Origin of the sequence: Pragia fontium DSM 5563 = ATCC 49100 (assembly GCF_900112475.1) — a bacterium.
Taxonomy (GTDB): domain Bacteria; phylum Pseudomonadota; class Gammaproteobacteria; order Enterobacterales; family Enterobacteriaceae; genus Pragia; species Pragia fontium.
Map to the genome: position 1 here is coordinate 36814 of NZ_FOLW01000013.1, position 21339 is coordinate 58152.

Below are 21339 nucleotides of genomic sequence, written 5' to 3' on the forward strand. Positions count from 1 at the left end.
CAGCGAAATTTACAGAAAGACCTAACCAACCCCCTAACCTAGTGAATATCCGGCTTATACTCAAACGCACTTTCCGCCTGCGAATCACTAAACGTACTTAACTTACGTTTTTTATTAAACCAGCCATTAACCAATGAGTTAGGGAACACCTCAATACCGTTATTAAAGTCTTCCACATTTTGGTTAAAGATCCGAATCGCCGCACCGATATTTTCCTGTTGTTCAGCAATTTCGGACATTAGGTTGTTATATAGCTGAGAGGCTTTTAAATCGGGGTAATTTTCCGCTACCGCATACAAGCCATTTAGTAAATTAGTGGTTTTCGTGCGAGTATCCGACAATGTTTGTAAATCCATATTGTCTGCATTCAGCTGCTGTAGTGACGATCTCAATTCGGTAACCTGAGTCATGATAGAACGCTCATATTGCCCATATTGCTCAGCAATTTTCTCCAGATCGGGGATGATATTGTTCTTTTGACGTTCCTGTACCACCACATCAGCCCATGCACGAGCAACGGCGTTCATTCGGCTAACAATGCCGTTATAAATCATAATGCCGATGATAATCACCAGCGCTACAAGACCTACGGGAATCCATAATTCTAACATTAGCTATTTTTCCTGAAGTTACTGTCTGAATAAATCATCAGAGTATGAATATGCTCTAACGCTTTTTGCAGCTTAGGCAAGGCATTGTGCTGCCTAACCTCGCGAATAAATCCATCGGGAGAGTTAAAGTCATTGTTTCTTGGCAGGGTGATCACATCATCGTCGCGAAACGACATACACAACTCAGCCTGCGGGTTAAATTCAAAGTTTAGCTCACTAAACACCGCAGCAATCTCTTCACAAGCAATCACCACGCTTGGTTTAAGAAAGCGAGCAGCGTTCATTTCGCTATCGGCCACCACCCGGTACAACCGGTTAAACTTATTCGAGGCGGGTTTATAAGTACTCCCCGATAAACCGCTAACCGATTTGCCAATTAAAGCCACATGACGGATAAAGGTAAAAGGCAGATAGATACCATAACGATCGTAGTGGTCATACGTAGTGCGGGTTCTCACTCGTCCTTTACTATCCGTTGTCACCGTAACTCGCTTATCCACATAGTGAAAATGATAGAAGTAATAATCAAAGGCATGTTCTTTACCCTGATAATGCCCCTGATATAGTCCGTGGATTTCCTGAGAGTAGTTACCTCGGTCAAACTCATTAAAACGGCTTGCCAGTTCACCAGCCTGCTCTACCGGATCGACCTCTATTTGACTGAGCCCATTATCAAACAGTAAATCCATTTGAAACAGCCGATCTGCCAACTTGCTAATTGAACTATTTTTACGCCAAACATAAACCAGCGCAGCAATCGCCCCAATGCCCAACAGCACTAATAAAATAACCACCTGACTACTAAGGTGGTTATAGGAGAGATACTGATAACCACCGATTATCACCCCAGCGATAACCGCCAGCACGGCACATATATAGGGTTTGGTATGGCTAAACTTCAGCGGCCCATCAAACGATTTAACCAGTTTAATAGCCTGAACTAAATCCTCTTGATGCTGTGCGACATCCAACCTTTCTTTTATTGAAGCTAAAAGCGCGTCTATCCTTTGGTTGCGGTTTTTAGATTCTGCCATGTTGACTGATTCATCCCTGTTGTACTGGAGACGTGAAATATTACAGACATCTTATCCCAGTCAGGTTTAGAACAACAATGTCGCATTAAAAACGGCCGCAGAACGCGGAGTCCTTTGGCCGTTAATATTCACCAAACTTACGACGCTTTTGCCAATAGCGCGGTATATACCCTATCGCGGATATCCTGCACAAACTCGCCAAACAAGCCCTCCGGCGCAGTATTGGTTAAAATAACCACGCTCAAGCTCTGTTCAAAATCAATAAACCAGTTATGGCCGTATACCCCGCCCCAACTAATCGTACCCGGTGACTGTGGGGAATCGGCAATCATCGGGTTTCTCAACACCTGCCAGCTGGAAGCAAATCCCCATCCCGGATTCATTTCCTGAGTGCCTGCCCGATCGGTCAATAGCTGGTTAAGCGTAGCTTGACTGAACAACGGATAACCATCGGTGCGTAACACCTGCAAAAGACGTTCAACATCCTCAGCCATGCCGACCATACCCGCGCCACCGGACTGAAATGCTGTCGAGTCAAAAGCCCGACCCGGAGAGTAATGAATACCGCCAGGCATACCGCTTTGTTCATCGACCATCAGCTCATCTTCCCCCATTCGCCTTGGGCGTGGGAAGTCATTCACATAAGGCTCTGCTAACCTGTCAGAATCGGTAACGGTAAAGTCAGTCTGGGAAATACCTAATGGCTCTGTCACCAGAGAACGGATAGCTTGCGACAGATCCGTACCATGTACTTCAGCAATCACGCCGCCCAGTACATCGGTAGCAACTGAATATTGAATAGCCGTGCCCGGTGGATACAACAGCGGTACCGACGCAATTCGCTTAAGATTTTCTTCCAACGTCAAACCTGAATTATCCAGTCCGTCAGAAATTTCAGCCTGATGATAGGGGCCATCCGGTGATTCGGAAAAACCGTAATTCAAACCGGCAGAATGGCACAACAGATGACCGATGGTAATATCCGGTGCTGTACCGTCCGCCAGCTTCGGCGTGAACCAAGGTAACCATTGAGTCACCTTATCTTCCAACTTTAATTTGCCTTGATCCAGCAATACACCAGCCGCCAGCGTAGTAAATAGTTTAGTCACCGATGACAGACGAAATAGCGTGTCCAACGTCACCGGTATCTGACTTTCCCAATCGGCATAGCCTGCCGCCCGCTGATATACTCGTTTTCCACACTGCGAAACCAGCACCACGGTACCAACGATAGTTGGCGTTAAACCATCACCCGGATTGATAGCATCATCAATGACATTGTCTAAAGAGCGTTGCATTCATCGTCTCCTCTGCCGCGGTATTTATCCCACGGGATTTATTTATATTAGGTCACTCCTGATAACTATGCTGGCGTTGCTTAATCATTCCCTAAACAAAAATAACCTTTTTCCTAATATATTAACTGCCCGCAGAATAACCTACCCACCAAGAGGAAATGCGTTTACATAAAACAGGCGCTATTTCAAAGGCAGATAAATATCCGTTAGCAGTTCATGGATGGCGACTTCATGTACAAAATTAAAATAATGAAAATACATCGGGAAGTCACGTAGCTCCTCCTCGCTTGTCGGTAGCCAATCACGGTACAAATATCGTGCACTCTCGGTTAAAGAACAGTGTGATCCATGATGACGCACTACCGCACAACGTCCGGCAGGTATTATGCCGTTTATCACGCCAAATGGATTATCCTCTGGAATCAGCGCATCAACCGAACCACAAATATCGAAGCGGAAGTCGTCTGGCTTGGTCGTTAGCGGGTCGTGAGGAGCAATACCGTAGGTTTGGCTAGTTCTCACCGGCGAAAGCCCGGTGGTTTTTCGCCACTCAATAAAACGGGCTGCGGTTTCGTTTAATCGCTCAGATTGCCCACGATGAGCTAACATCGCTACGGCTATTGCGGGAAAATTAACAATACTGACTTTCATCGTTTGTGTCCTTATGCGTTTCGGTTCTGGAATGCACTGGGACCAAGCGACCCAAGCCGGTTTTTGACGAAACTGACTGGGCGTTAGTCCAAATACTTGCTTAAAGGCACGACTAAACGATTCTGGATTTTGAAAACCGACATCCAACGCAATATCGATGATTTTTTCCAATGGATTAAAGACCAACCGATATGAGGCATGCTTCAATCGCATCAGTTGGATATAACGCCCAACGGGCATACCGCAGTAGCTGGAAAACTGGCGGTGGAAGTGATAAGGCGAAAATTTCGCCACTTCACATAACTGTTCCAACAAGATCGTCCTATCCAAATGGTGCTCGATATAATCGAAAACCTGATTGAATCGTTTAGCATAAGCGCCAGTTTTATCATCGTGCATCGCTGCATCCTCCAAGGCGATCACTATGCATAAGAACAAAAAAGACTTCCTGACCGATCTTGCTGACTTTCCATTTTATTTTAGCAAGGCATTCGCATTCTATTCCGGGATAAACAGCCAAGAATATTGTTTAGTTTATATGAAGCAGGTAAGGTGCCAGCTATTCCTGAAAAACTTTAATTGATCAGATCAACAAAATGACAAAATCCTCACCACCCGCTATGCACCTGCTAAGCGATGAAGAAATCGAAGCGCTGGACGTCGATAATCTACCGGAACTGGGCTCGATTGAATTTAACGATCCCAACGATATGCCCGCTGAAATGCGCGAGCAGCTGTTTCTCAGTATGGTTGAACAAACTGACGATCCAACCTATATGCTGGCGCTGGCCGACCTCTATTTACTGGAGCTGGATCGACCACAAGATGCCAAGCTGTGGCTGGATAAGATGCTGGCTCTCGATTACCTGCCTGCCTATATCACCCAAGCGCAGATGTATATGTACGGCAAATACTTCGACCAAGATCTGGATAAAGCAGCGCAGCTGTTTGAACAGCTGATTGAACGTTATACACAGGATGACAATATTGAGCAGCACAGTGAACAGTTAGCGTTCTGTTACCTGTCTCTGGCCCAGCTTTATCAAGCGCAAGAAGATATACCGCAAATGCTGAGCCAATACTTTAATGCGCTTCAGTTAAGCAGTCAGGAAGCCGCCTCAACGATGGCACATATGTTCGATCCTGACATCACCGATGACCCAGCCTGTAAAGCTGAACTCAGCCTACTTCATTGCGCTCTTCTCACATTAAGCAACGAGTTTTTACTTCAACAGTCTGAACAGACCGAAGACAGTGAACTCAAACAGCTGCTGCTATCGCACTATCAAATGGCAGCGCATGAGCTTGAGCAAAGCGACAACGCCGGCCAATTAACGTCGGCACAGCAAGAAAAAATCAATGAACTGATTGAGGCGTGGAACAGAGGGGAACCTCAGGTATTGATGGATGCCATCGTGAGTTATATCAACGGATAATCTCGACGGCGATGTCGACCGGTCTCAGACTGGTCGACATTAAATACCTGACGAATGATTAAATTTAACCCCGTCATAAGCGACTTCTTGAGCGCTAATGGCTAATAGCGGCATCCGCTGATAGTTCAAGAATCTGGCACACAATACGTCTGGAAACACGGTAATCCCAATGTTGTAAAGGTTAACTGAATCATTAAAAGACTCCCGACGATGGGCAATTTTATCCTCAATGTCACTCACCGATTTTTGTAGTTCAATAAAACTTTCACCGGAGATCAACGTCGGATAATTTTCTGCAATGGCAATTACCGATTTCAATGCTTTTTCGATTTGATTAGAAGCATCAATTTTGTTCTGCATAGAGCCAGCATTGAGATAGGCGCTCCGGGCATCACTTAAAGCGGTAAAAATTTCGCGCTCATGAGACATCGCCTTAGACGTAATCTCAATCAGGGAAGGTATCTGGTCGGCACGCTGCTTAAGAATCACATCAATATTGGCAAACGATTTATCAACATTGTTGCGCAGCAGCACCAACTGGTTGTAGACACTCACAGCCCATATGCCAATACCAACAACAATAAAAACCGCGACTGCAATAACAATCAGAACCATATTCCTTGCTCCATAACCGATTAGGCCAACCGCTGCTCAAACAGAATCATCTACTATAACAAATCTGTTCTGCCAAACGGTTATCACGATAGGTATTAATCGGCTTTATTTGCCGGATAGCCGCATTAACAACAAACTATCCGGCAAAGCTGAAGAGATAATCAGTCCGGCATTCTCTTACAAATCAGCAGAGTATGGCCTAAACCTAAATTATCAATATCCTGCTCTACGTAGAAACCAGCCTTACGTAAGCAGTCATACAGTACCCGGGAATGATAAAAACGGCTGTTACCGTTTGCCATGCAGGTAAAGTAAAGTGAAGATGCATTCAGGCTCAATGCCCCAGCTTCAAACGGCTGGCGATCCCAGAACACTTCCATAATACAAACCTGTGCATCCGGTTTCATATTATCGTGAATCAGGGTCAGAATGTGCACCACCTGCTCTTCGCTAAAGCAGTCAAGGAACTGGCTCATCCACCAAACATCTGCTTCATTCGGCAGTTTTTCTGCGGTTAGCAGGTCGACGCCATAGCCTTTAATCCGCTCACTATAGCCAGATTCAGCGATATTTTTCTCAGCCAACGCAATCTGCTGCGGCAGATCGAGCAACGTGACTTTAACATTGTCATCATTTTTGGCGCAGCACAGCGCCCATTTTCCAGTATTGCCGCCGACATCATAAATATGCTCAGGCTGCAGTGGAAAAATATGTTTAAACGCCGCATTAAATGCCGCATCAGAATAGAAATGGTCAAAAGCAAACCAGCTTTCTCGCGCCGCTTCAGGTAACTCGCTGAGTGCAGGGTAAATCGTCGGCCAATCGCCAAATACTTTCAGACCGGAAGGCTGGCTATTCTCCAGCGCCTCTTTCAGATGGAACATCCCTTGGTAGCAAACGTCGTGACTGAAATCCATATTGACCCGTGTCATCTTGTCATGCAGCAAGAAATGTCCTACTTTGCCCAAAAAGAAGCGTTGCTCATTCTGGTAAACGATACGGCTACTTAAGCCAACGTCCAGCAGCAGTTGAACAGCATAGTGATTGATATGTACGGAATCGGTAATTTCATCGGCGGTTGCCCCTTGCGTACCCACTTGGTCGAGAAAAGTCAGGATGCCGCTATCTCTAAGATTAAGCGCTGCCTGAAACAACATGGGGGCAAAAGCAATTTTTTGAGCTTCGGTAATCGCTTCTAATGCAGAAAACGGGTCCTTATCATAGCCATAGCCAACTTCTGTTTTGGTATCCAAAAACATTCCCTTATAAAAAAAATAGATGCGGAGATAAAATCATCTCCGCATCACATATTAAAATTATTATGGTTAAAAATTAGTTATATAAAGCCTGCTGTTCTAACAGCTTATTCTGAATATCTTGATCTAACTTCGCTGCCCAACGGTTATAGTTACCCGGCACTTTGTCGGTATCTGGCGTCAAGTTCTGGCTACCAACGTACTCAATAGAATACTGAGATGAAGTATAAGGAATGCGAATTTCCGCAGAATTACCGCGAGTCACAATTTTACCGGTGATCAAACCGGTGCGCATTTTCTTCATTTCCCAGCCGCGGCCTTTACCTGAGTCCATGATCGCTTTTTCAATTTGCTGTGTCGTGAAGCTACCGTTGATATCCGAAGTGAGGTTACGCGCCACACGGTTACCGCTACAGCCAGCAATAAAAATAAGGGCAATAATACTAACAAATAATATTTTTAAACTTTTCATATTCATCTCATTTATTCTCCATTGAATTTTACTGGACTAACCACGCTATGATTCTGACGCAAATTATTCCGCTGTCCCGATTATAACCGGCTAGATAATACCCTAATAGTGAGGGATTTAGCCACCGCCAACAAAAAAGCACGCTAGTCTAACAAAAAATGATATATCAGTGAATTTGTTATGTATTAGCCATAAATATTAGAGGGTTCTCCTCAATAATTACCTGGAAGATATCAATATATAAATAAATATCTGACAAAAATATATTAATTCGTTTATATATTATTTCCGTTAATTTACCGACCGTTAATGTAAAAAGTTTCTTATCTGTATTATTATACCGGCGAATTTTAAGAGGTATTCTTCATTAATGACGTATTCATTTAATATTCTGAGCTGGTGTGCATTAGCGCCCGGATTAACGACCCCGGAACAATGGTTAGCTTGGTCAACCGGCCCGAATACGGACTGGAGTGAACCGCTACCCAAAGCTCAGCGTATTCCGATGATGACCGCACGTCGTATGAGTATACCCAGCCAACTCAGCGTTGAAGTTGGATTAACCCTATTAGAGGAACAGCCAGATGCCGCGGTGTTTATTAGTCGCCATGGCGAGCTGGAACGCACCTATAAAATTATTGCTGACCTCTGTCAGCATCAAGATATCTCCCCGACCGACTTTGCCATGTCAGTACATAATACTGCCTCAGGGCTGCTGACCATCAGTGGAAAAGCGCCATTACCCATTTCCTCCATTGCTGCTGGCGCAGATGGTTTTCAGCAGGGGATGTTGGAAGTTCAGGGGATGTTAGCTAACGGAGCACAGAAGGTGCTGCTGGTGGATTTTGACGGTGCTATCCCACAGGCCTACCATGCGCAAATTTGCCATCAAATCCCAGCTTATGCAGTAGGATTGCTGATAGCGCCCGGTAATCAGCTGCAATGCCATCAATTAAGTAAAACGCCTTGTCTACCATTATCGGATACCGAATCGTCTGAGTTGCCGCAAAGCATAGATTTTATGCGGCACTGGCTGGCAAAAGCACCACAGTTCACCCTAAAAGGGACAAGGTCTGACTGGCAATGGCGTCAATAATTAAACCCCAAGGGAAATCTTCCGTTTTCAATCGACTCTGGCGCATTGCTGCCACCGGATTCTGCTTTACGCTATTCGGTATTGGCGGCCTGATGATGTCGACCTTCTGGTTTTCTACTCTGCGTATTGTGGTCAAAGATCGCCAACGCTGCACCATCCTGACGCAAAACAGCATTCGCTACAGCTTCAAGCTGTTCCTCTGGCTTACCCGTTTTTTCCGCGTTTTAGACTATCGCTTCGATGGAATAGACAAACTCGATCAGGATGCCGGCTGCATTGTGGTCGCCAATCATCCAAGTCTGCTGGACTACGTCTTTCTGGCTTCCTGTATGCCACGCTGTGACTGCATCGTTAAGCAGTCATTGCTCGATAATATTTTTATGCGCGGCGTGATTAAATCCGCCGGATATATTGCCAATTCAGAATCTGATATTTTGCTGCCGCAGTGCCAACAGATACTGGACTCTAACGGCATGATCCTGATTTTCCCGGAAGGAACACGAACAACGCCGGGACAAACCATGCATCTACAGCGAGGCGCGGCCAATATTGCTTTGCGTTGCCATGCGGATATTCGGTTAGTCACCATTCATTGTGACCAGCCAATGCTGACGAAACAGGGAAAGTGGTATAATATCCCCCCCGTGAAACCACGGTTTCAAATTGTAGTAAAAGAAAAGATTAGCGCAAAGGATTATACCGCTGATGGTGATTCATCGCCTGCTATCGCCGCTCGCCGTTTGACGCAAACTTTAAACCAAAAGCTCATACCAGAGCCCGTTCAAACTAATGAGAAAAAATAATGGATGTTTTAAATAACGAAATTAAAGCCCTTATCATTGATGCCCTTAATTTAGAGGGCATGACGCCGGACGATATCGATACCGCCGCACCGCTGTTTGGTGACGGTTTGGGTTTAGATTCGATTGACGCATTAGAGTTAGGTTTAGCCATTAAAAATCGCTATGGCGTGATTCTTTCCGCCGAAAGTGAAGATACCCGCAAACATTTCTATTCCGTCGCCTCACTTTCCGAACTGATCGCTTCACAACGCGACAAATAATCAAGGTATTGAATAATGGATAAACAGCAAATTTATCAAGAAGTCAAAGCGATCATGGTGAAGCTTTTCGAAACGAATGCCGACGATATCACTTTGGATGCCAAACTGTACGAAGATCTGGAGCTGGATAGCATTGATGCCGTTGATCTGGTGGTTTACTTACAAAAAATGACCGGTAAGAAAATTAATCCAGAAATGTTTAAATCGGTACGTACGGTAGAAGATGTGGTCAATGCCGTCGATCAACTGCTACAGAATAAGTAATTTCTGGGGCTGCCGATGATTAACCGCAGTGGGCGGCCTCGGTTTCACCTCGCCTTTATCATTCAGGGGTTAACGGCACTGGCCGTTATCGGCTATCCGTTTGCTGTCTATTTTGGCCTGAGCTATTGGGGCACATCGGTACTGGCTCCGCTGCTGGTGGTGCTTTTTGCCAGTCGCTTGGTATTAGCCCGGGGAAAAATTAAACAGCTTTCTTGGCTAATGAAAGCCTTTGCGCTATTGGGCATTTTGCTGGCCCTGGCGAGTTGGTTGCTGAAACAGAATCACTGGTTGCTCTACTATCCGGTCGTGGTCAGTTTGCTGCTGCTGGGGTTATTTGGCCAGTCGCTGTTTAGACCGCCGTCCATTGTCGAAAGGCTAGCGCGTTTAACCGAGCCTGATTTACCACCAGCAGGCGTGCGCTATACCCGCAGAGTCACTCAGGTTTGGTGCCTGTTCTTTATCATCAACGGCAGCATTGCGCTTTTTACCTGCCTGTATGACGACATCAAGCTATGGACGTTGTATAACGGCGCTATCAGCTATTTTTTAATGGGAATATTAATGGGTACGGAATGGATAATCAGAAAACGGCTGCGCCACGGATAACGCTGCGCCTGAAAGATGTTCTCAGCGCCAACCGCCCTCATAATACACTGATTGCCTGGCGGGGTGAGCAACGCCTTACCCTGTCTAAATTCCGTTTCCGGGTAAAAAAACTGATTCGTCAGCTACAGTCCTGTCCCGAACAACAATGGGCGATCTGCTTTAATGACAGTTATCTGTTCTCCGCAGCCTTACTGGCCTTAATTTATTGTGGTAAAACGCCGGTAATCCCCGGGCATCTGCGGCAGGCTCAGCTTAAAGAACAGTATCAGCAGGGCGCTTTTGACGCATTGCTGAGCGATCTACCATTACAAATAGGCTGCCCAACCATTTGGTCATCCGCGACACCGCACGATAGAGAAGAATTAGCCATCGAGTTACCTGAATGGCCGGAGAACGCTGAGCTCATCCTGTTTACTTCCGGCTCCACCGGTCAACCGAAAGCGGTACATAAACTTATCCGACTGCTGGAAGCCGAAAGTGAACTACTGGCCAACAATTGGCGTAGTTTGGTACCCGGCACCCGGATCGCGGCCACCGTATCCCATCAGCATCTTTATGGTTTAACCTTCCGCATTTTGCTTCCGCTGGTGCTGGGACTGCCGTTTAATGCTCAACTCACTGAATACCACGAGCAGTTACAGCCGCTGGCCACCACTCCACTAGCCTTAATCGCCAGCCCGGCCTATTTAAAACGTTTGGATAGCAGCTTACGGGTGTTGAATTGCGCGATGGTCGTTTCAGCCGGCGGGCCATTAAACCTCGACGAGGCCCGGCGGGTAAAGCAGTGTCTGACCGTGCTACCGCTAGAAATTTACGGCACCAGTGAAACCGGAGTGATTGCTCACCGCCGTCAAGAGCATCTGCAACAGCCCTGGCAGCCGTTTAACGGTATCCAAATCACACGACAGCCGGACGGTGAAATTAACGTCGTTTCTCCGCTGTTTAACAACGATGCTGGCAGTACCATCGGCGATCTGATTAGCCTTGAGCCCGATGGTTTCCATCTGCTCGGACGTAAAGACAAAATTATTAAAATCGAAGAGAAACGCATATCTCTGGCGGATGTAGAACAGCGTTTAATCTCGCTGGATGAAATCAGCGATGCGGCGGTGATCCCCATTACGCAAAATGGCAGAACTCTCTTAGCGGCGGCTATTGTTCTGACCAATATCGGCCAACAGCGTCACCAGCAGGGCGATCACCCGTTAACCCAACATTTACGCCAACAGTTAAGAGAATGGCTTGAACCGGTTGCTTTACCTAAACGCTGGCGAATTGTGTCGGCAATTCCGCTCAATACGCAAGGTAAGCGAGCCTACAGTGAATTACAGGAACTGTTTTTATGATGTTGCCACAGGAAAGCGCCCGCCAAATAACCGACGGCGTCAGTACCACCCTTTATTTTAAATTACAGCCGGAACTATTCTGGTTTAAAGGCCATTTTCCTGAGCAGGCTCTGTTGCCTGGCGTAACCCAAATTCACTGGGTTATGCATTATGGCGCTGAACTCTTTAATCTACCGCCAATATTTAGCGCGCTTGACGTAGTGAAATTCCAGCGCCCATTATTTCCATCGGAAGAAATCACCCTCACCCTTAACTGGGATGAAGCAAAGTCCAAACTGAGCTTCCAGTACCGTTGCGGAGATATCCTCGCCAGCAGCGGCAGGATTAGCCTATGCCATTAAATCACTCAACGGATAAGGCCTTTAATCCCTGTCTGGTTATTCCTTGTTATAACCATGGTTCAACCATGGATAGCGTATTGCAACAGTTGGCCGCTTTTCAGCTCAACTGTATCGTTGTGGATGATGGCAGCCGTAAAGAAACTGCTGATGAATTGGATCGGCTAACTACGGTTTACTCTTGGATAACGCTGGTTCGCCACCGGCAGAATCAGGGAAAGGGCGGGGCGGTACTGAGCGCTCTACGCGAGGCTCAGCGTCAGGGTTACAGCCATGGCGTTCAGGTGGATGCCGACGGTCAGCACTTTCTGGATGATATTCCCCGCTTACTGGCAGAGGCACAACAGTATCCTGATGATATTATTTCCGGCCAGCCGGTTTATGATGAAAGCGTGCCCAAATCTCGCCTCTACTCGCGCTATATCACCCATATCTGGGTATGGATTGAAACCCTGTCTTTATCCATTCGCGACAGCATGTGCGGGTTTCGCGTTTATCCTATCGACGTTACGCTGCAGTTAGCCGATCGCGTTCCCCTCGGTCAACATATGGATTTCGATACCGAGATCATGGTGCGCCTTTACTGGCAGGGTACACAGTCACGCTTTATTCCAACGAAGGTGATCTACCCGGAAGATGGCCTGTCGCACTTTGATGTCTGGCGCGATAATCTGCGTCTCTCGTGGATGCATACTCGCCTGTTTCTCGCCATGCTTCCCCGTATGCCATCGCTAATTATGCGCCACTTTAAAGATGAAACGCATTGGTCACAAACGCATGAACGCAAAGGGCTGTGGGGCATTCGGTTAATGGTCAAAACCTATCGCCTGTTCGGACGCCGCGCGTTTAATCTGCTGCTGTATCCGGTTATCGGTTTTTACTGGCTAACGGGAAACCGACAGCGTCAGGCTTCGGAACACTATCTCCAGCGATTGAAAAACTACGCCGCCGACCAAAAGCTAACGCTGCCAGCCAACCTAACCAGCTATCGCCACTTTATGCGCTTTGGCGAAGCCATGTTGGATAAGCTGGCCTGCTGGCTGGGAGATATTAAGCTCGATCAAGTTGATTTCCCGGACAAAGGCCAATGCCTACAACAACTAGAGCGCCAACAGGGCACGTTAATTCTCGGTTCCCATTTAGGCGATCTGGAAGTTTGTCGCGCGCTGGGTGAGCTCTCTTTTGATGTAAAAATTAATGCGTTGGTGTTTACTCAACATGCCGCACGTTTTAATCAGGTTATGCAGGAAATTAATCCTGATTCCAATATTAATATGATTCAGGTCAGTAGCTGGGGCCCGGAAGTCGCTATTCTACTTAAGCAAAAGTTGGATGACGGAGAATGGGTAGCCATCGTCGGCGATCGAACATCGATCAGTAACCATCATCGGCAAAATGAACAGCGTATTATTTGGGCTGATTTTCTCGGTAAGCCCGCACCATTTCCGCTGGGGCCGTTTGTCTTGGCGTCGGTGCTGCGCTGCCCGGTCTATTTGATGTTCGGCCTGAAACCAGATGGCAAATTTCGCATTCATTTCGAAAAATTTGCCGACCCGTTGATTCTGCCGAGGGAAAATCGTCAGCAGGCCATTCAGCAAACCGTTGAGCGTTACGCCAGCAGACTGGAACACTATAGTCTCACGTCCCCATTAGACTGGTTTAATTTTTATGATTTCTGGCAGCTCAGCAAGCCGGAAGAGCAACCGAGTGATACGCATGAATCTTGATTCCGATCCCCGTTTATCCGTTGATATTGAGCTAACCATTCCGTTTCATGATGCGGACGCTATGGGTGTGGTTTGGCACGGCAACTATTTTCGCTACTTTGAAGTCGCCCGCGAGGCCTTACTCAAGCAGTTTGACTATGGCTATCGACAAATGCGCGACTCCGGCTATGCGTGGCCGATTATTGATACCCGGGTGAAATACATCTCTCCACTGCATTTTGAGCAGCAGGTTCGCGTTAACGCCCGTTTAACCGAATATGAAAACCGCCTACGTATTGACTACACCCTGTTTGATAGCGCCAGCGGCAAGAAAACCACTAAAGGCTATACCATTCAGGTAGCGGTGAATGAACAAAATGGCGAAATGTGTTTCGTCAGTCCACAGATCCTGTTTGATAAGCTGGGAATACAGCCATGAGTCAGGTTATACATTTCTCCCGCCTGCTGGTTGGTGCTCTGATTCTGTTCATTTGTCAGGCTGCTCAGGCAGTTTCCCTCGACGACTTGCAACAGCGCTTTAGTCATCAACCCGTATTACGCGCCCAGTTTGAACAATTGCGCACCATTAACGGTATGTCGCAACCGCTGAAATCCAGCGGTAATGTGCTTATCGCACAGCAGCACGGTTTGGTATGGAATCAAACCAAACCGTTTGCTCTGAAACTGATGATGAATGAAAGCCGGATGGAACAAAGCATGGTCGGTCAACCGCCGCAGGTGGTCACTGCCGACAGCAATCCTCAGATGTTTCAGTTTAACGCTATCTTGACCGCGCTATTTCATGCCGATCGACAGGCTTTAGAGCAAAACTTCAGGCTCAATTTTAGCGATTTGGGCAACGGCGGCTGGCAGTTAACGCTACAACCAACCACCATGCCGCTGAACAAACTGTTCCGCCAAATTACGCTTAACGGGGAACAGTTCCTCAATACCATTGCTATCGATGATATGCAGGGGGATAACACCCGCATTCGCTTCTTCGATCAAAAAACTCAACCTACGACGCTGACGCCAGATGAAGAACACCATTTTTCGTCCTGAAGTACATCGCCGCATCGCGCTGGGTTGGCTGGTTTGCGTCATCGGGCTGCTGCTGACGCTGGCGCTGATTTTACCCCACAGCAAGCTAAACAGCAGCGTGATGGCGTTGCTGCCAAAAGAGCATAGCCAGGATATCCCTCCGGCGCTGGAAGAGGGCTTTAATCAACGCCTTGACCGGCAGATGGTCTGGCTGGTTAGCCCTCCACAGGGAGAAGACAGTGCGCCAGCAATCTGGTGGCAGCAACAATTAGAACAGCTAACCGCCTTTCGTGAAGTGGCTGGCCAAATGACCGAGCAGCGCCAGCAAGAATGGGGTAAGTTCTTTTTCGATCGCCGCTACCCGCTGTTGGACACCGCCAGCCGCCAGCGACTGAGTGGAGATGCATCCGCCCAGTCTGACTGGGTGCTCAGCCAGGTTTACTCACCGTTTGCCGGAGTCAGCGCCAAAGAACTTAACAGCGATCCGCTGCTAACCATGCGTTCAGCCCAGATGAGCCAGCAACAAAACAGCGGCCCATTGCGCCTGAATAACGGTTGGCTAACCAGTCAGGATAAACAAGGAAGAACCTGGTATCTGCTGCATGGTGAGCTAAGTGCCTCTTCTTACGATATTCAGAGCGCCCGCCAAACGGTGGAAAAACTACAACAGCTCAAACAACAGCTACAGCAAAAATGGCCGGGAGCCGAACTCCTGCAACGTGGCACATTATTTTACAGCGACTATGCCAGTCAGCAGGCACAGCAAGATATCTCCACCATCGGTAGCGTCTCCGGTTTAGGCATTATCATCCTGATCCTTTACGTTTTCCGCACCCTGAAACCGCTGTGGCTAACCCTGCTATCGCTCACGATCGGCGCCATCAGCGGCAGCGTCGCGGTATTTGCAATTTTCGGTGAAGTCCATGTGATGACGTTGGTGATGAGCACCAGCGTCGTGGGTATTTCCATTGATTACGCTCTGCATTATCTCACCGAGCGTATGATGCACGGCAATGATGAATCGCCGTTAGCCAGTATGAAAAAGCTGTTTCCCGCACTATTATTAGCGGTTATTTCCAGCTCTATCGCCTATCTGCTGCTGTTTATCGCACCATTCCCCGGTTTACAACAGTTAGCCATTTTTGCCGCTGCTGGCCTGAGCGGTGCTTTCTTAACCGTGATTTGCTGGTATCCGTGGTTATCACGCCATTTGCCGGTACGCAGTCATATCCGCATCGGCTTTATCACCCGTTGGTTATTCCGCTGGCAAAATGACAACCGAGTACGTATCGGTATTCCACTGGCGGCGGTGCTGATCACCATCATCGGCTTTTCCCTGTTGAAAGTGGATGATGATATCCGCAAGCTGCAAGCCCTTCCCCCTGAATTCCAGCAGCAGGAGCAGCAGATCGCTTCGCTCACCGGGCAACACAGCGATCAAAAATGGTTTATGGTTTACGGCGACTCCGCAGAACAAACCCTACAACGGCTGGAAGCGCTGGAAAGCAGTCTGGATAACGCCCAAAAGTCAGGCTGGATTGCCGGATACCGATGGTTTCCGTTTCCATCTGAACAAAGGCAGCAACGTAATCTCGATCTGCTAAAACAGCAGGCACCTTTAGCTATTGCCCGTTTACAACAGGCCGGATTGAACGTTACTGAACCGCAGATTAACCAATCACCCGTTACGATTAAGCAGTGGCTAAGTAGCGTCTCCAGCGAGGGCTGGCGCCTGTTATGGCTTAGTCTGGACGATGGTCAATCGGCGGTGTTGGTGCCGGTGAATGGCGTAACCAATCCAGCAGCATTACAACAGTTGGCGTTAAACAGTACTGGCGTACACTGGGTAGATAAACATACCGAGTTCTCGACGCTGTTCTCGGTGTATCGTCAGCACCTGACCACGCTGTTAGCCGCAACAGTATTAGTAATCGCCGCCCTGTTCTTATGGCGCTTTGGCCTAAGACAGGGGCTGCGCTGCATTATCCCAACGGTTCTCTCTCTGGGTATTGGGTTGGCGGTGCTGAGCTTAAGCGGGCAAACGCTAAATCTGTTCTCACTGCTGGCGCTGATATTAGTGCTGGGTATCGGTATCGACTACACGTTGTTTTTCAGCAATCCCGCCGGTACGCCGTCCACCTCGATGCTGTCTATTTTGATGGCGGCACTGACCACCGAATTAAGCTTTGGGCTGCTGGCCGCCAGCGGAACACAGGCAATTGCCGGATTTGGTCTGGTGCTCAGCGGCGGTATTTTTGCCGCATTTGTTCTATCGCCACTGGCTCTACCCAAACGTACTGAAATCAGGAAATCATCATGAGAATAAAAACCGGCATTATTGCCGCCTTTCTGATACTGCTGCTTGGTGGCTGTACGCTTAATCAGGATCAAAGCCAACCTCAAGCATGGCTAAAACGGGGGACGAAAGTCACTCTACCTGCCCCCAGCTTGAAAACCCCGCTGCACCACCAACAGCTGCTAACGGCGACCGTCGATGGTAAACAGCAATCCTTACTGGTCATGCTGGACGCAGATGGGGAAAAAATCACCCTAGCCGCCCTGTCACCGGTCGGGATTCGCCTGTTTAAAGTCACTTATGACGGCAGTGGAATTCACACCGAACAGTCTCTTGCGCTACCGCAACTGCCCCCTGCCGAACAGGTATTAGCTGATATTATGCTAAGCTACTGGTCAATCAGCGACTGGCAAGCCCAGTTACCTGAAGGGTGGCAGCTAACCGATCAAGATAATAAGCGGATTCTGACCGATGCCAAAAACCAGACGATAAGTGAAATTCACTACCAGAATAGCCAAGGACAGCGTGAGCCCGTCGCTATCATTCAGCACCATTTCGGTTATCAAATTACTATACAAAATGTGGATACGCCGTCATGATCTACTTTTCCGCCGCTGGGCTGGTTAATTCACTGGGAGACTCGCTGGAACAAATCAGCGATAACCTCAGTCAGGGCAATTCAGGCCTGAAACCAAGCGATAGCTGGCTATTAAACCAAAAATCGACCTGGGTTGGGGAGGTCAATACCCCGTTACCACAGGTTCCACCCGAGTTAGCTCGCCATGACTCACGCAACAACCGCCTGCTGATGGCGGCTCTGAGCCAAATTCAACCACAGCTCGATGAAGCTATTGTTCAATTTGGGCCAGAGCGTATTGCTGTGGTTATGGGCACCAGTACTTCAGGTATCCATGAAGGTGAACTGGCGGTGAACCATCAATTAGTTTGCGATCAACTTCCCAAACATTATCACTATCAGCAGCAGGAACTCGGCGATCCCGCCATGTTTCTGGCCGCGCTACTGGGGCTCAATGGTCCGGCTTATACCCTATCAACGGCCTGCTCCTCCAGCGTACGGGCAATAATCAGCGGCTATCGGTTAATCATGGCAGGACTGGCCGATGCGGCGCTGGTTGGCGGAGCCGATAGCCTGTGCAGAATGGCGATTAACGGCTTCGACAGTTTAGAGTCGATTTCCAGCCAACGTTGTGTGCCGTTTGCCGAAGGGCGTAATGGCATTAACATTGGTGAAAGCGCGGGTCTGGTACTATTAACTCGCCAACCGGCCAAAGTTGCCCTATTAGGCATGGGTGAATCATCCGATGCCTGGCATATGTCAGCCCCTCACCCTCAAGGAGAAGGAGCGGAGAGAGCCATGAGAATGGCGCTGGATCAGGCGGGGCTGGAACCCCATCACATTGGTTATATCAATCTGCACGGCACCGCTACGCAGTTAAACGATCTGGCCGAAGGAATGGCGGTTAACCGAGTATTTGGCTCAACGGTACCCTGTAGCTCCACCAAACATCTGACCGGGCACACGCTGGGGGCTGCCGGAATTACCGAGGCTATTCTGTGCTGGTTAATCCTAAACCGGGATCTGACCTTGCCGGTTCAGGACTTTTCCACCTCGGCCAAAGATGCGGCTATTGCCGATATTCATTTACTCACCAGCCCAGAAAAGCTAACTAAAAAAACGATTATTTCAAACTCATTTGCTTTTGGCGGTAATAACGCCTGCGTACTTTTGGGAGAAGCCGGATGAACAACTTTCACCCCGCCGCATATTATCTACCCCACGAGTCTCCGATGGTTTTTCTGGAGACCGTATGTGCCGTTGACGATGACAGCACAATTTGTGAAGTCAGCGTCAACCCTGACGGCATTTTATCCCCGTATCTTAACGGCCAAAATGCCCTGCCAGCCTGGTTCGCTATTGAAATTATGGCTCAGGCGATTGGCGTTTGGAGCGGTTGGCATGGAATACAAAACAACCAGACTCCTCGACTGGGCATGTTATTAGGCAGCCGAGCCTTTAAATCAACGCTGAATGAATACCCTAATGGCAGCCTACTCAGGGTATATGCCACTATGCTATTGCAGGATGATAAGCTTGCCAGCTTCGACTGCCGACTAGAGATAAACGGAGAAACCGTTACTCAGGCGAAGCTGAACGTTTATCAGCCAGATAATCAGGAAATCGCCCGGTTAATACAACAACCTAACGTTGAGGATGCTATCTTATGACCCGTTCCGTTTTAGTTACCGGTGCAAGTAAAGGAATCGGCAAAGCCATTGCCTGCCGTCTGGCGCAAGATGGATTTACGCTTGTTGTTCATTATCTGAGTGATAAAGCCGGGGCTGAGCAAACTCTGCAACACATTGAAGCGGCAGGCGGCACAGGCCGTTTAATCAATTTCGATATTAGTCAGCGCGAACAGTGCCGCCAACAAATAGAACAAGATATTGAGCAGCACGGCGCATACTACGGCGTAGTTAATAACGCTGGCATTATCCGTGACGGCGCGTTTCCCGCCCTGACGGATAGCGACTGGGATGGCGTGATCCATACCAATCTTGATAGCTTCTATAACGTTATTCATCCCTGCATCATGCCGATGATCGGGTTGCGTAAAGGCGGGCGTATTATTACCCTATCATCTGTTTCCGGTATTACCGGCAACCGCGGTCAGGTTAACTATAGCGCCGCCAAAGCCGGTATCATTGGTGCCACTAAAGCGTTGGCGATAGAGTTAGCCAAACGTAAAATCACGGTAAATTGCATTGCTCCGGGCTTGATTGATACCGGCATTCTCGATATGGAACAGATCGCGTTGGATGAAGCCATGCGCATGATTCCGCTAAAACGTATGGGGAACACCGAAGAGGTCGCCGGATTAGCCAGCTACTTAATGTCTGATATCGCAGCCTATGTCACGCGTCAGGTTATTTCAATCAATGGAGGTATGGTATGACTCGTCGAGTCGTCATTACAGGGATGGGCGGAGTAACCGCATTAGGGCACGATTGGCCAACGGTTTCAGCCAACCTGAAACAGCAAAAAAACGCGATTCGTTTTATGCCAGCCTGGCAAGAGTTTGAAGGGCTGAATACCCTGCTCGGTGCGCCAGTTTGTGACTTCACCCTGCCGGAACACTACACGCGCAAAAAAATTCGCTCAATGGGGCGGGTGTCTCTACTTTCCACTCGTGCCACCGAGCTGGCACTAGAACAATCAGGACTGCTGGGTAATGATGTATTAACCGACGGCAGTACCGGCATCGCTTACGGATCGTCAACCGGCAGCACCAAACAGGTCGGTGAATTCGGTACCATGCTAAATGATAAAAACGTCTACAGCATCACCGCCACCACCTATGTACAAATGATGCCGCATACTTCCGCAGTCAATACCGGACTGTTCTTTGGCCTGCGTGGCCGAGTTATTCCAACCTCCAGCGCCTGTACCTCTGGTAGTCAGGCCATAGGCTATGCTTATGAGGCCATCCGTCACGGTTACCAAACCGTCATGGTGGCGGGTGGGGCTGAAGAACTTTGTCCTTCTGAGGCCGCGGTGTTTGATACGCTATTTGCCACCAGCCAAATGAACGATTCACCGGAACTATCACCACGCCCTTTTGATGCTAAGCGAGATGGTCTGGTAATCGGTGAAGGGGCCGGAACGTTGATTCTGGAAGAGCTGGAACATGCTCAGGCTCGCGGAGCGACTATTTACGGTGAAATTGTTGGTTTTGCAACCAACTGTGACGCCTCACACATTACGCAACCCCGTAAGGAAACGATGCAAATATGCATCGAACAGGCGCTAAAATCAGCCAACTTGACGGCAAGCGACATTGATTATATTTCAGCTCACGGTACCGCCACTGAACGCGGTGATATCGCTGAAAGTCAGGCAACGGAAGCAGTATTCGGTAGCAATACGCCAATCTCCTCCCTGAAGAGCTACTTCGGTCATACTTTGGGAGCCTGCGGTGCGCTGGAAGCCTGGATGTCGATAGAAATGATGCGCGACGGTTGGTTTGCACCAACAATCAACCTGTCAGAAGTGGATCCTGAGTGTGGAAAACTGGACTATATCATGGCAGAAGGTCGTCATATCGATGCCCAATATATTCAGTCTAATAACTTTGCTTTTGGCGGTATCAATACATCGCTGATTATAAAACGCTGGGCCTGATACGGGACT

At 48.2% G+C, this 21339-nt stretch carries 24 protein-coding genes; 17 read left to right on the plus strand and 7 right to left on the minus strand.

The window, feature by feature from the left end; all coding sequences use genetic code 11:
* Window positions 1-38 precede the first annotated feature (38 nt).
* The 4 genes from BMZ28_RS15080 to BMZ28_RS15095 form a co-directional block, all read right to left on the minus strand.
* On the minus strand, window positions 39-611 hold the full coding sequence (locus tag BMZ28_RS15080) for a LemA family protein (protein ID WP_074824463.1): 573 nt from the start codon (window positions 609-611) through the stop codon (window positions 39-41).
* Window positions 611-1645, minus strand: a complete 1035-nt coding sequence (locus BMZ28_RS15085) for a hypothetical protein (RefSeq protein WP_126468218.1) — start codon at window positions 1643-1645, stop codon at window positions 611-613. Before BMZ28_RS15085 ends, BMZ28_RS15080 begins: the two co-directional genes overlap by 1 nt.
* Window positions 1646-1782: 137 nt before the next feature.
* Window positions 1783-2943, minus strand: a complete 1161-nt coding sequence (locus BMZ28_RS15090) for a serine hydrolase domain-containing protein (RefSeq protein ID WP_074824468.1) — start codon at window positions 2941-2943, stop codon at window positions 1783-1785.
* A 180-nt stretch (window positions 2944-3123) separates the two neighbouring features.
* Entirely contained in the window at window positions 3124-3993 is an 870-nt protein-coding gene (locus BMZ28_RS15095) for an AraC family transcriptional regulator (RefSeq protein ID WP_074824470.1), read from the minus strand.
* A gap of 197 nt (window positions 3994-4190) precedes the next feature.
* Between BMZ28_RS15095 and BMZ28_RS15100 the strand changes: the two genes are divergently transcribed.
* The gene (locus BMZ28_RS15100) at window positions 4191-5030 is read left to right on the plus strand and encodes a tetratricopeptide repeat protein (RefSeq protein ID WP_126468217.1); all 840 of its coding nucleotides are present in this window, start codon (window positions 4191-4193) and stop codon (window positions 5028-5030) included.
* Between the two features lie 39 nt (window positions 5031-5069).
* On the opposite strand, the gene BMZ28_RS15105 is transcribed toward BMZ28_RS15100, so the two are convergent.
* From BMZ28_RS15105 to BMZ28_RS15115, 3 genes are all read right to left on the minus strand, one after another.
* The gene (locus tag BMZ28_RS15105; protein ID WP_074824473.1) at window positions 5070-5645 is read right to left on the minus strand and encodes a LemA family protein; all 576 of its coding nucleotides are present in this window, start codon (window positions 5643-5645) and stop codon (window positions 5070-5072) included.
* Window positions 5646-5806: 161 nt separating this feature from the next.
* On the minus strand, window positions 5807-6898 hold the full coding sequence (locus BMZ28_RS15110; RefSeq protein WP_373876084.1) for a methyltransferase: 1092 nt from the start codon (window positions 6896-6898) through the stop codon (window positions 5807-5809).
* A gap of 79 nt (window positions 6899-6977) precedes the next feature.
* Window positions 6978-7379, minus strand: a complete 402-nt coding sequence (locus tag BMZ28_RS15115) for a hypothetical protein (protein WP_053007461.1) — start codon at window positions 7377-7379, stop codon at window positions 6978-6980.
* A gap of 364 nt (window positions 7380-7743) precedes the next feature.
* Here BMZ28_RS15115 and BMZ28_RS15120 point away from each other — a divergent pair, with 364 nt between their 5' ends.
* From BMZ28_RS15120 to BMZ28_RS15195, 16 genes are read left to right on the plus strand one after another with little or no spacing between them, the layout of a single operon-like run.
* A complete protein-coding gene (locus BMZ28_RS15120; RefSeq protein WP_074824476.1) occupies window positions 7744-8469 on the plus strand; it encodes a beta-ketoacyl synthase chain length factor in 726 nt (241 codons plus the stop codon).
* Complete coding sequence (locus BMZ28_RS15125; protein WP_074824479.1) at window positions 8457-9272, plus strand: lysophospholipid acyltransferase family protein; 816 nt, start codon at window positions 8457-8459, stop codon at window positions 9270-9272. Before BMZ28_RS15120 ends, BMZ28_RS15125 begins: the two co-directional genes overlap by 13 nt.
* Entirely contained in the window at window positions 9272-9532 is a 261-nt protein-coding gene (locus BMZ28_RS15130) for a phosphopantetheine-binding protein (protein WP_047779455.1), read from the plus strand. The genes BMZ28_RS15125 and BMZ28_RS15130 overlap by 1 nt, the downstream gene beginning before the upstream one ends.
* A 15-nt stretch (window positions 9533-9547) precedes the next feature.
* Entirely contained in the window at window positions 9548-9796 is a 249-nt protein-coding gene (locus BMZ28_RS15135; protein ID WP_047779454.1) for an acyl carrier protein, read from the plus strand.
* A 15-nt stretch (window positions 9797-9811) separates the two neighbouring features.
* Window positions 9812-10402: a COG4648 family protein gene (locus BMZ28_RS15140; protein WP_047779453.1), complete on the plus strand. Its 591-nt coding sequence runs from the start codon at window positions 9812-9814 to the stop codon at window positions 10400-10402.
* The gene (locus BMZ28_RS15145) at window positions 10369-11748 is read left to right on the plus strand and encodes an AMP-binding protein (protein ID WP_074824482.1); all 1380 of its coding nucleotides are present in this window, start codon (window positions 10369-10371) and stop codon (window positions 11746-11748) included. Before BMZ28_RS15140 ends, BMZ28_RS15145 begins: the two co-directional genes overlap by 34 nt.
* The gene (locus BMZ28_RS15150; RefSeq protein WP_047779451.1) at window positions 11745-12089 is read left to right on the plus strand and encodes an ApeI family dehydratase; all 345 of its coding nucleotides are present in this window, start codon (window positions 11745-11747) and stop codon (window positions 12087-12089) included. The genes BMZ28_RS15145 and BMZ28_RS15150 overlap by 4 nt, the downstream gene beginning before the upstream one ends.
* The gene (locus BMZ28_RS15155) at window positions 12080-13813 is read left to right on the plus strand and encodes a glycosyltransferase family 2 protein (protein WP_074824486.1); all 1734 of its coding nucleotides are present in this window, start codon (window positions 12080-12082) and stop codon (window positions 13811-13813) included. Before BMZ28_RS15150 ends, BMZ28_RS15155 begins: the two co-directional genes overlap by 10 nt.
* Window positions 13803-14231 (plus strand): acyl-CoA thioesterase, encoded by a 429-nt coding sequence (locus tag BMZ28_RS15160; RefSeq protein WP_047779449.1) that lies wholly within the window; start codon window positions 13803-13805, stop codon window positions 14229-14231. Before BMZ28_RS15155 ends, BMZ28_RS15160 begins: the two co-directional genes overlap by 11 nt.
* Window positions 14228-14854 (plus strand): LolA family protein, encoded by a 627-nt coding sequence (locus BMZ28_RS15165; RefSeq protein ID WP_074824489.1) that lies wholly within the window; start codon window positions 14228-14230, stop codon window positions 14852-14854. The genes BMZ28_RS15160 and BMZ28_RS15165 overlap by 4 nt, the downstream gene beginning before the upstream one ends.
* Window positions 14829-17153, plus strand: coding sequence for an MMPL family transporter (locus BMZ28_RS15170; protein ID WP_074824492.1), 2325 nt, complete (start codon window positions 14829-14831; stop codon window positions 17151-17153). The genes BMZ28_RS15165 and BMZ28_RS15170 overlap by 26 nt, the downstream gene beginning before the upstream one ends.
* Window positions 17150-17728 carry a DUF3261 domain-containing protein gene (locus BMZ28_RS15175; RefSeq protein ID WP_074824495.1) on the plus strand — a complete coding sequence of 193 codons (579 nt, stop codon included), beginning with the start codon at window positions 17150-17152 and terminating at the stop codon, window positions 17726-17728. Before BMZ28_RS15170 ends, BMZ28_RS15175 begins: the two co-directional genes overlap by 4 nt.
* Complete coding sequence (locus tag BMZ28_RS15180) at window positions 17725-18894, plus strand: beta-ketoacyl-[acyl-carrier-protein] synthase family protein (RefSeq protein WP_074824499.1); 1170 nt, start codon at window positions 17725-17727, stop codon at window positions 18892-18894. Before BMZ28_RS15175 ends, BMZ28_RS15180 begins: the two co-directional genes overlap by 4 nt.
* Window positions 18891-19376, plus strand: coding sequence for a hotdog family protein (locus BMZ28_RS15185; protein WP_074824502.1), 486 nt, complete (start codon window positions 18891-18893; stop codon window positions 19374-19376). Before BMZ28_RS15180 ends, BMZ28_RS15185 begins: the two co-directional genes overlap by 4 nt.
* Complete coding sequence (locus BMZ28_RS15190; RefSeq protein WP_047779443.1) at window positions 19373-20104, plus strand: 3-ketoacyl-ACP reductase FabG2; 732 nt, start codon at window positions 19373-19375, stop codon at window positions 20102-20104. The genes BMZ28_RS15185 and BMZ28_RS15190 overlap by 4 nt, the downstream gene beginning before the upstream one ends.
* Entirely contained in the window at window positions 20101-21330 is a 1230-nt protein-coding gene (locus tag BMZ28_RS15195) for a beta-ketoacyl-ACP synthase (RefSeq protein WP_047779442.1), read from the plus strand. The genes BMZ28_RS15190 and BMZ28_RS15195 overlap by 4 nt, the downstream gene beginning before the upstream one ends.
* The last annotated feature ends 9 nt before the right edge of the window (window positions 21331-21339 follow it).

What these genes read in the sequence shown, in the direction of transcription:
- BMZ28_RS15080 (WP_074824463.1), bottom strand. Translation starts at nt 611, where the DNA reads ATGTTAGAATTATGGATTCCCGTAGGTCTTGTAGCGCTGGTGATTATC.
- BMZ28_RS15085 (WP_126468218.1), bottom strand. Translation starts at nt 1,645, where the DNA reads ATGGCAGAATCTAAAAACCGCAACCAAAGGATAGACGCGCTTTTAGCT.
- BMZ28_RS15090 (WP_074824468.1), bottom strand. Translation starts at nt 2,943, where the DNA reads ATGCAACGCTCTTTAGACAATGTCATTGATGATGCTATCAATCCGGGT.
- BMZ28_RS15095 (WP_074824470.1), bottom strand. Translation starts at nt 3,993, where the DNA reads ATGCACGATGATAAAACTGGCGCTTATGCTAAACGATTCAATCAGGTT.
- BMZ28_RS15100 (WP_126468217.1), top strand. Translation starts at nt 4,191, where the DNA reads ATGACAAAATCCTCACCACCCGCTATGCACCTGCTAAGCGATGAAGAA.
- BMZ28_RS15105 (WP_074824473.1), bottom strand. Translation starts at nt 5,645, where the DNA reads ATGGTTCTGATTGTTATTGCAGTCGCGGTTTTTATTGTTGTTGGTATT.
- BMZ28_RS15115 (WP_053007461.1), bottom strand. Translation starts at nt 7,379, where the DNA reads ATGAATATGAAAAGTTTAAAAATATTATTTGTTAGTATTATTGCCCTT.
- BMZ28_RS15120 (WP_074824476.1), top strand. Translation starts at nt 7,744, where the DNA reads ATGACGTATTCATTTAATATTCTGAGCTGGTGTGCATTAGCGCCCGGA.
- BMZ28_RS15125 (WP_074824479.1), top strand. Translation starts at nt 8,457, where the DNA reads ATGGCGTCAATAATTAAACCCCAAGGGAAATCTTCCGTTTTCAATCGA.
- BMZ28_RS15130 (WP_047779455.1), top strand. Translation starts at nt 9,272, where the DNA reads ATGGATGTTTTAAATAACGAAATTAAAGCCCTTATCATTGATGCCCTT.
- BMZ28_RS15135 (WP_047779454.1), top strand. Translation starts at nt 9,548, where the DNA reads ATGGATAAACAGCAAATTTATCAAGAAGTCAAAGCGATCATGGTGAAG.
- BMZ28_RS15140 (WP_047779453.1), top strand. Translation starts at nt 9,812, where the DNA reads ATGATTAACCGCAGTGGGCGGCCTCGGTTTCACCTCGCCTTTATCATT.
- BMZ28_RS15145 (WP_074824482.1), top strand. Translation starts at nt 10,369, where the DNA reads ATGGATAATCAGAAAACGGCTGCGCCACGGATAACGCTGCGCCTGAAA.
- BMZ28_RS15150 (WP_047779451.1), top strand. Translation starts at nt 11,745, where the DNA reads ATGATGTTGCCACAGGAAAGCGCCCGCCAAATAACCGACGGCGTCAGT.
- BMZ28_RS15155 (WP_074824486.1), top strand. Translation starts at nt 12,080, where the DNA reads ATGCCATTAAATCACTCAACGGATAAGGCCTTTAATCCCTGTCTGGTT.
- BMZ28_RS15160 (WP_047779449.1), top strand. Translation starts at nt 13,803, where the DNA reads ATGAATCTTGATTCCGATCCCCGTTTATCCGTTGATATTGAGCTAACC.
- BMZ28_RS15165 (WP_074824489.1), top strand. Translation starts at nt 14,228, where the DNA reads ATGAGTCAGGTTATACATTTCTCCCGCCTGCTGGTTGGTGCTCTGATT.
- BMZ28_RS15170 (WP_074824492.1), top strand. Translation starts at nt 14,829, where the DNA reads ATGAAGAACACCATTTTTCGTCCTGAAGTACATCGCCGCATCGCGCTG.
- BMZ28_RS15175 (WP_074824495.1), top strand. Translation starts at nt 17,150, where the DNA reads ATGAGAATAAAAACCGGCATTATTGCCGCCTTTCTGATACTGCTGCTT.
- BMZ28_RS15180 (WP_074824499.1), top strand. Translation starts at nt 17,725, where the DNA reads ATGATCTACTTTTCCGCCGCTGGGCTGGTTAATTCACTGGGAGACTCG.
- BMZ28_RS15185 (WP_074824502.1), top strand. Translation starts at nt 18,891, where the DNA reads ATGAACAACTTTCACCCCGCCGCATATTATCTACCCCACGAGTCTCCG.
- BMZ28_RS15190 (WP_047779443.1), top strand. Translation starts at nt 19,373, where the DNA reads ATGACCCGTTCCGTTTTAGTTACCGGTGCAAGTAAAGGAATCGGCAAA.
- BMZ28_RS15195 (WP_047779442.1), top strand. Translation starts at nt 20,101, where the DNA reads ATGACTCGTCGAGTCGTCATTACAGGGATGGGCGGAGTAACCGCATTA.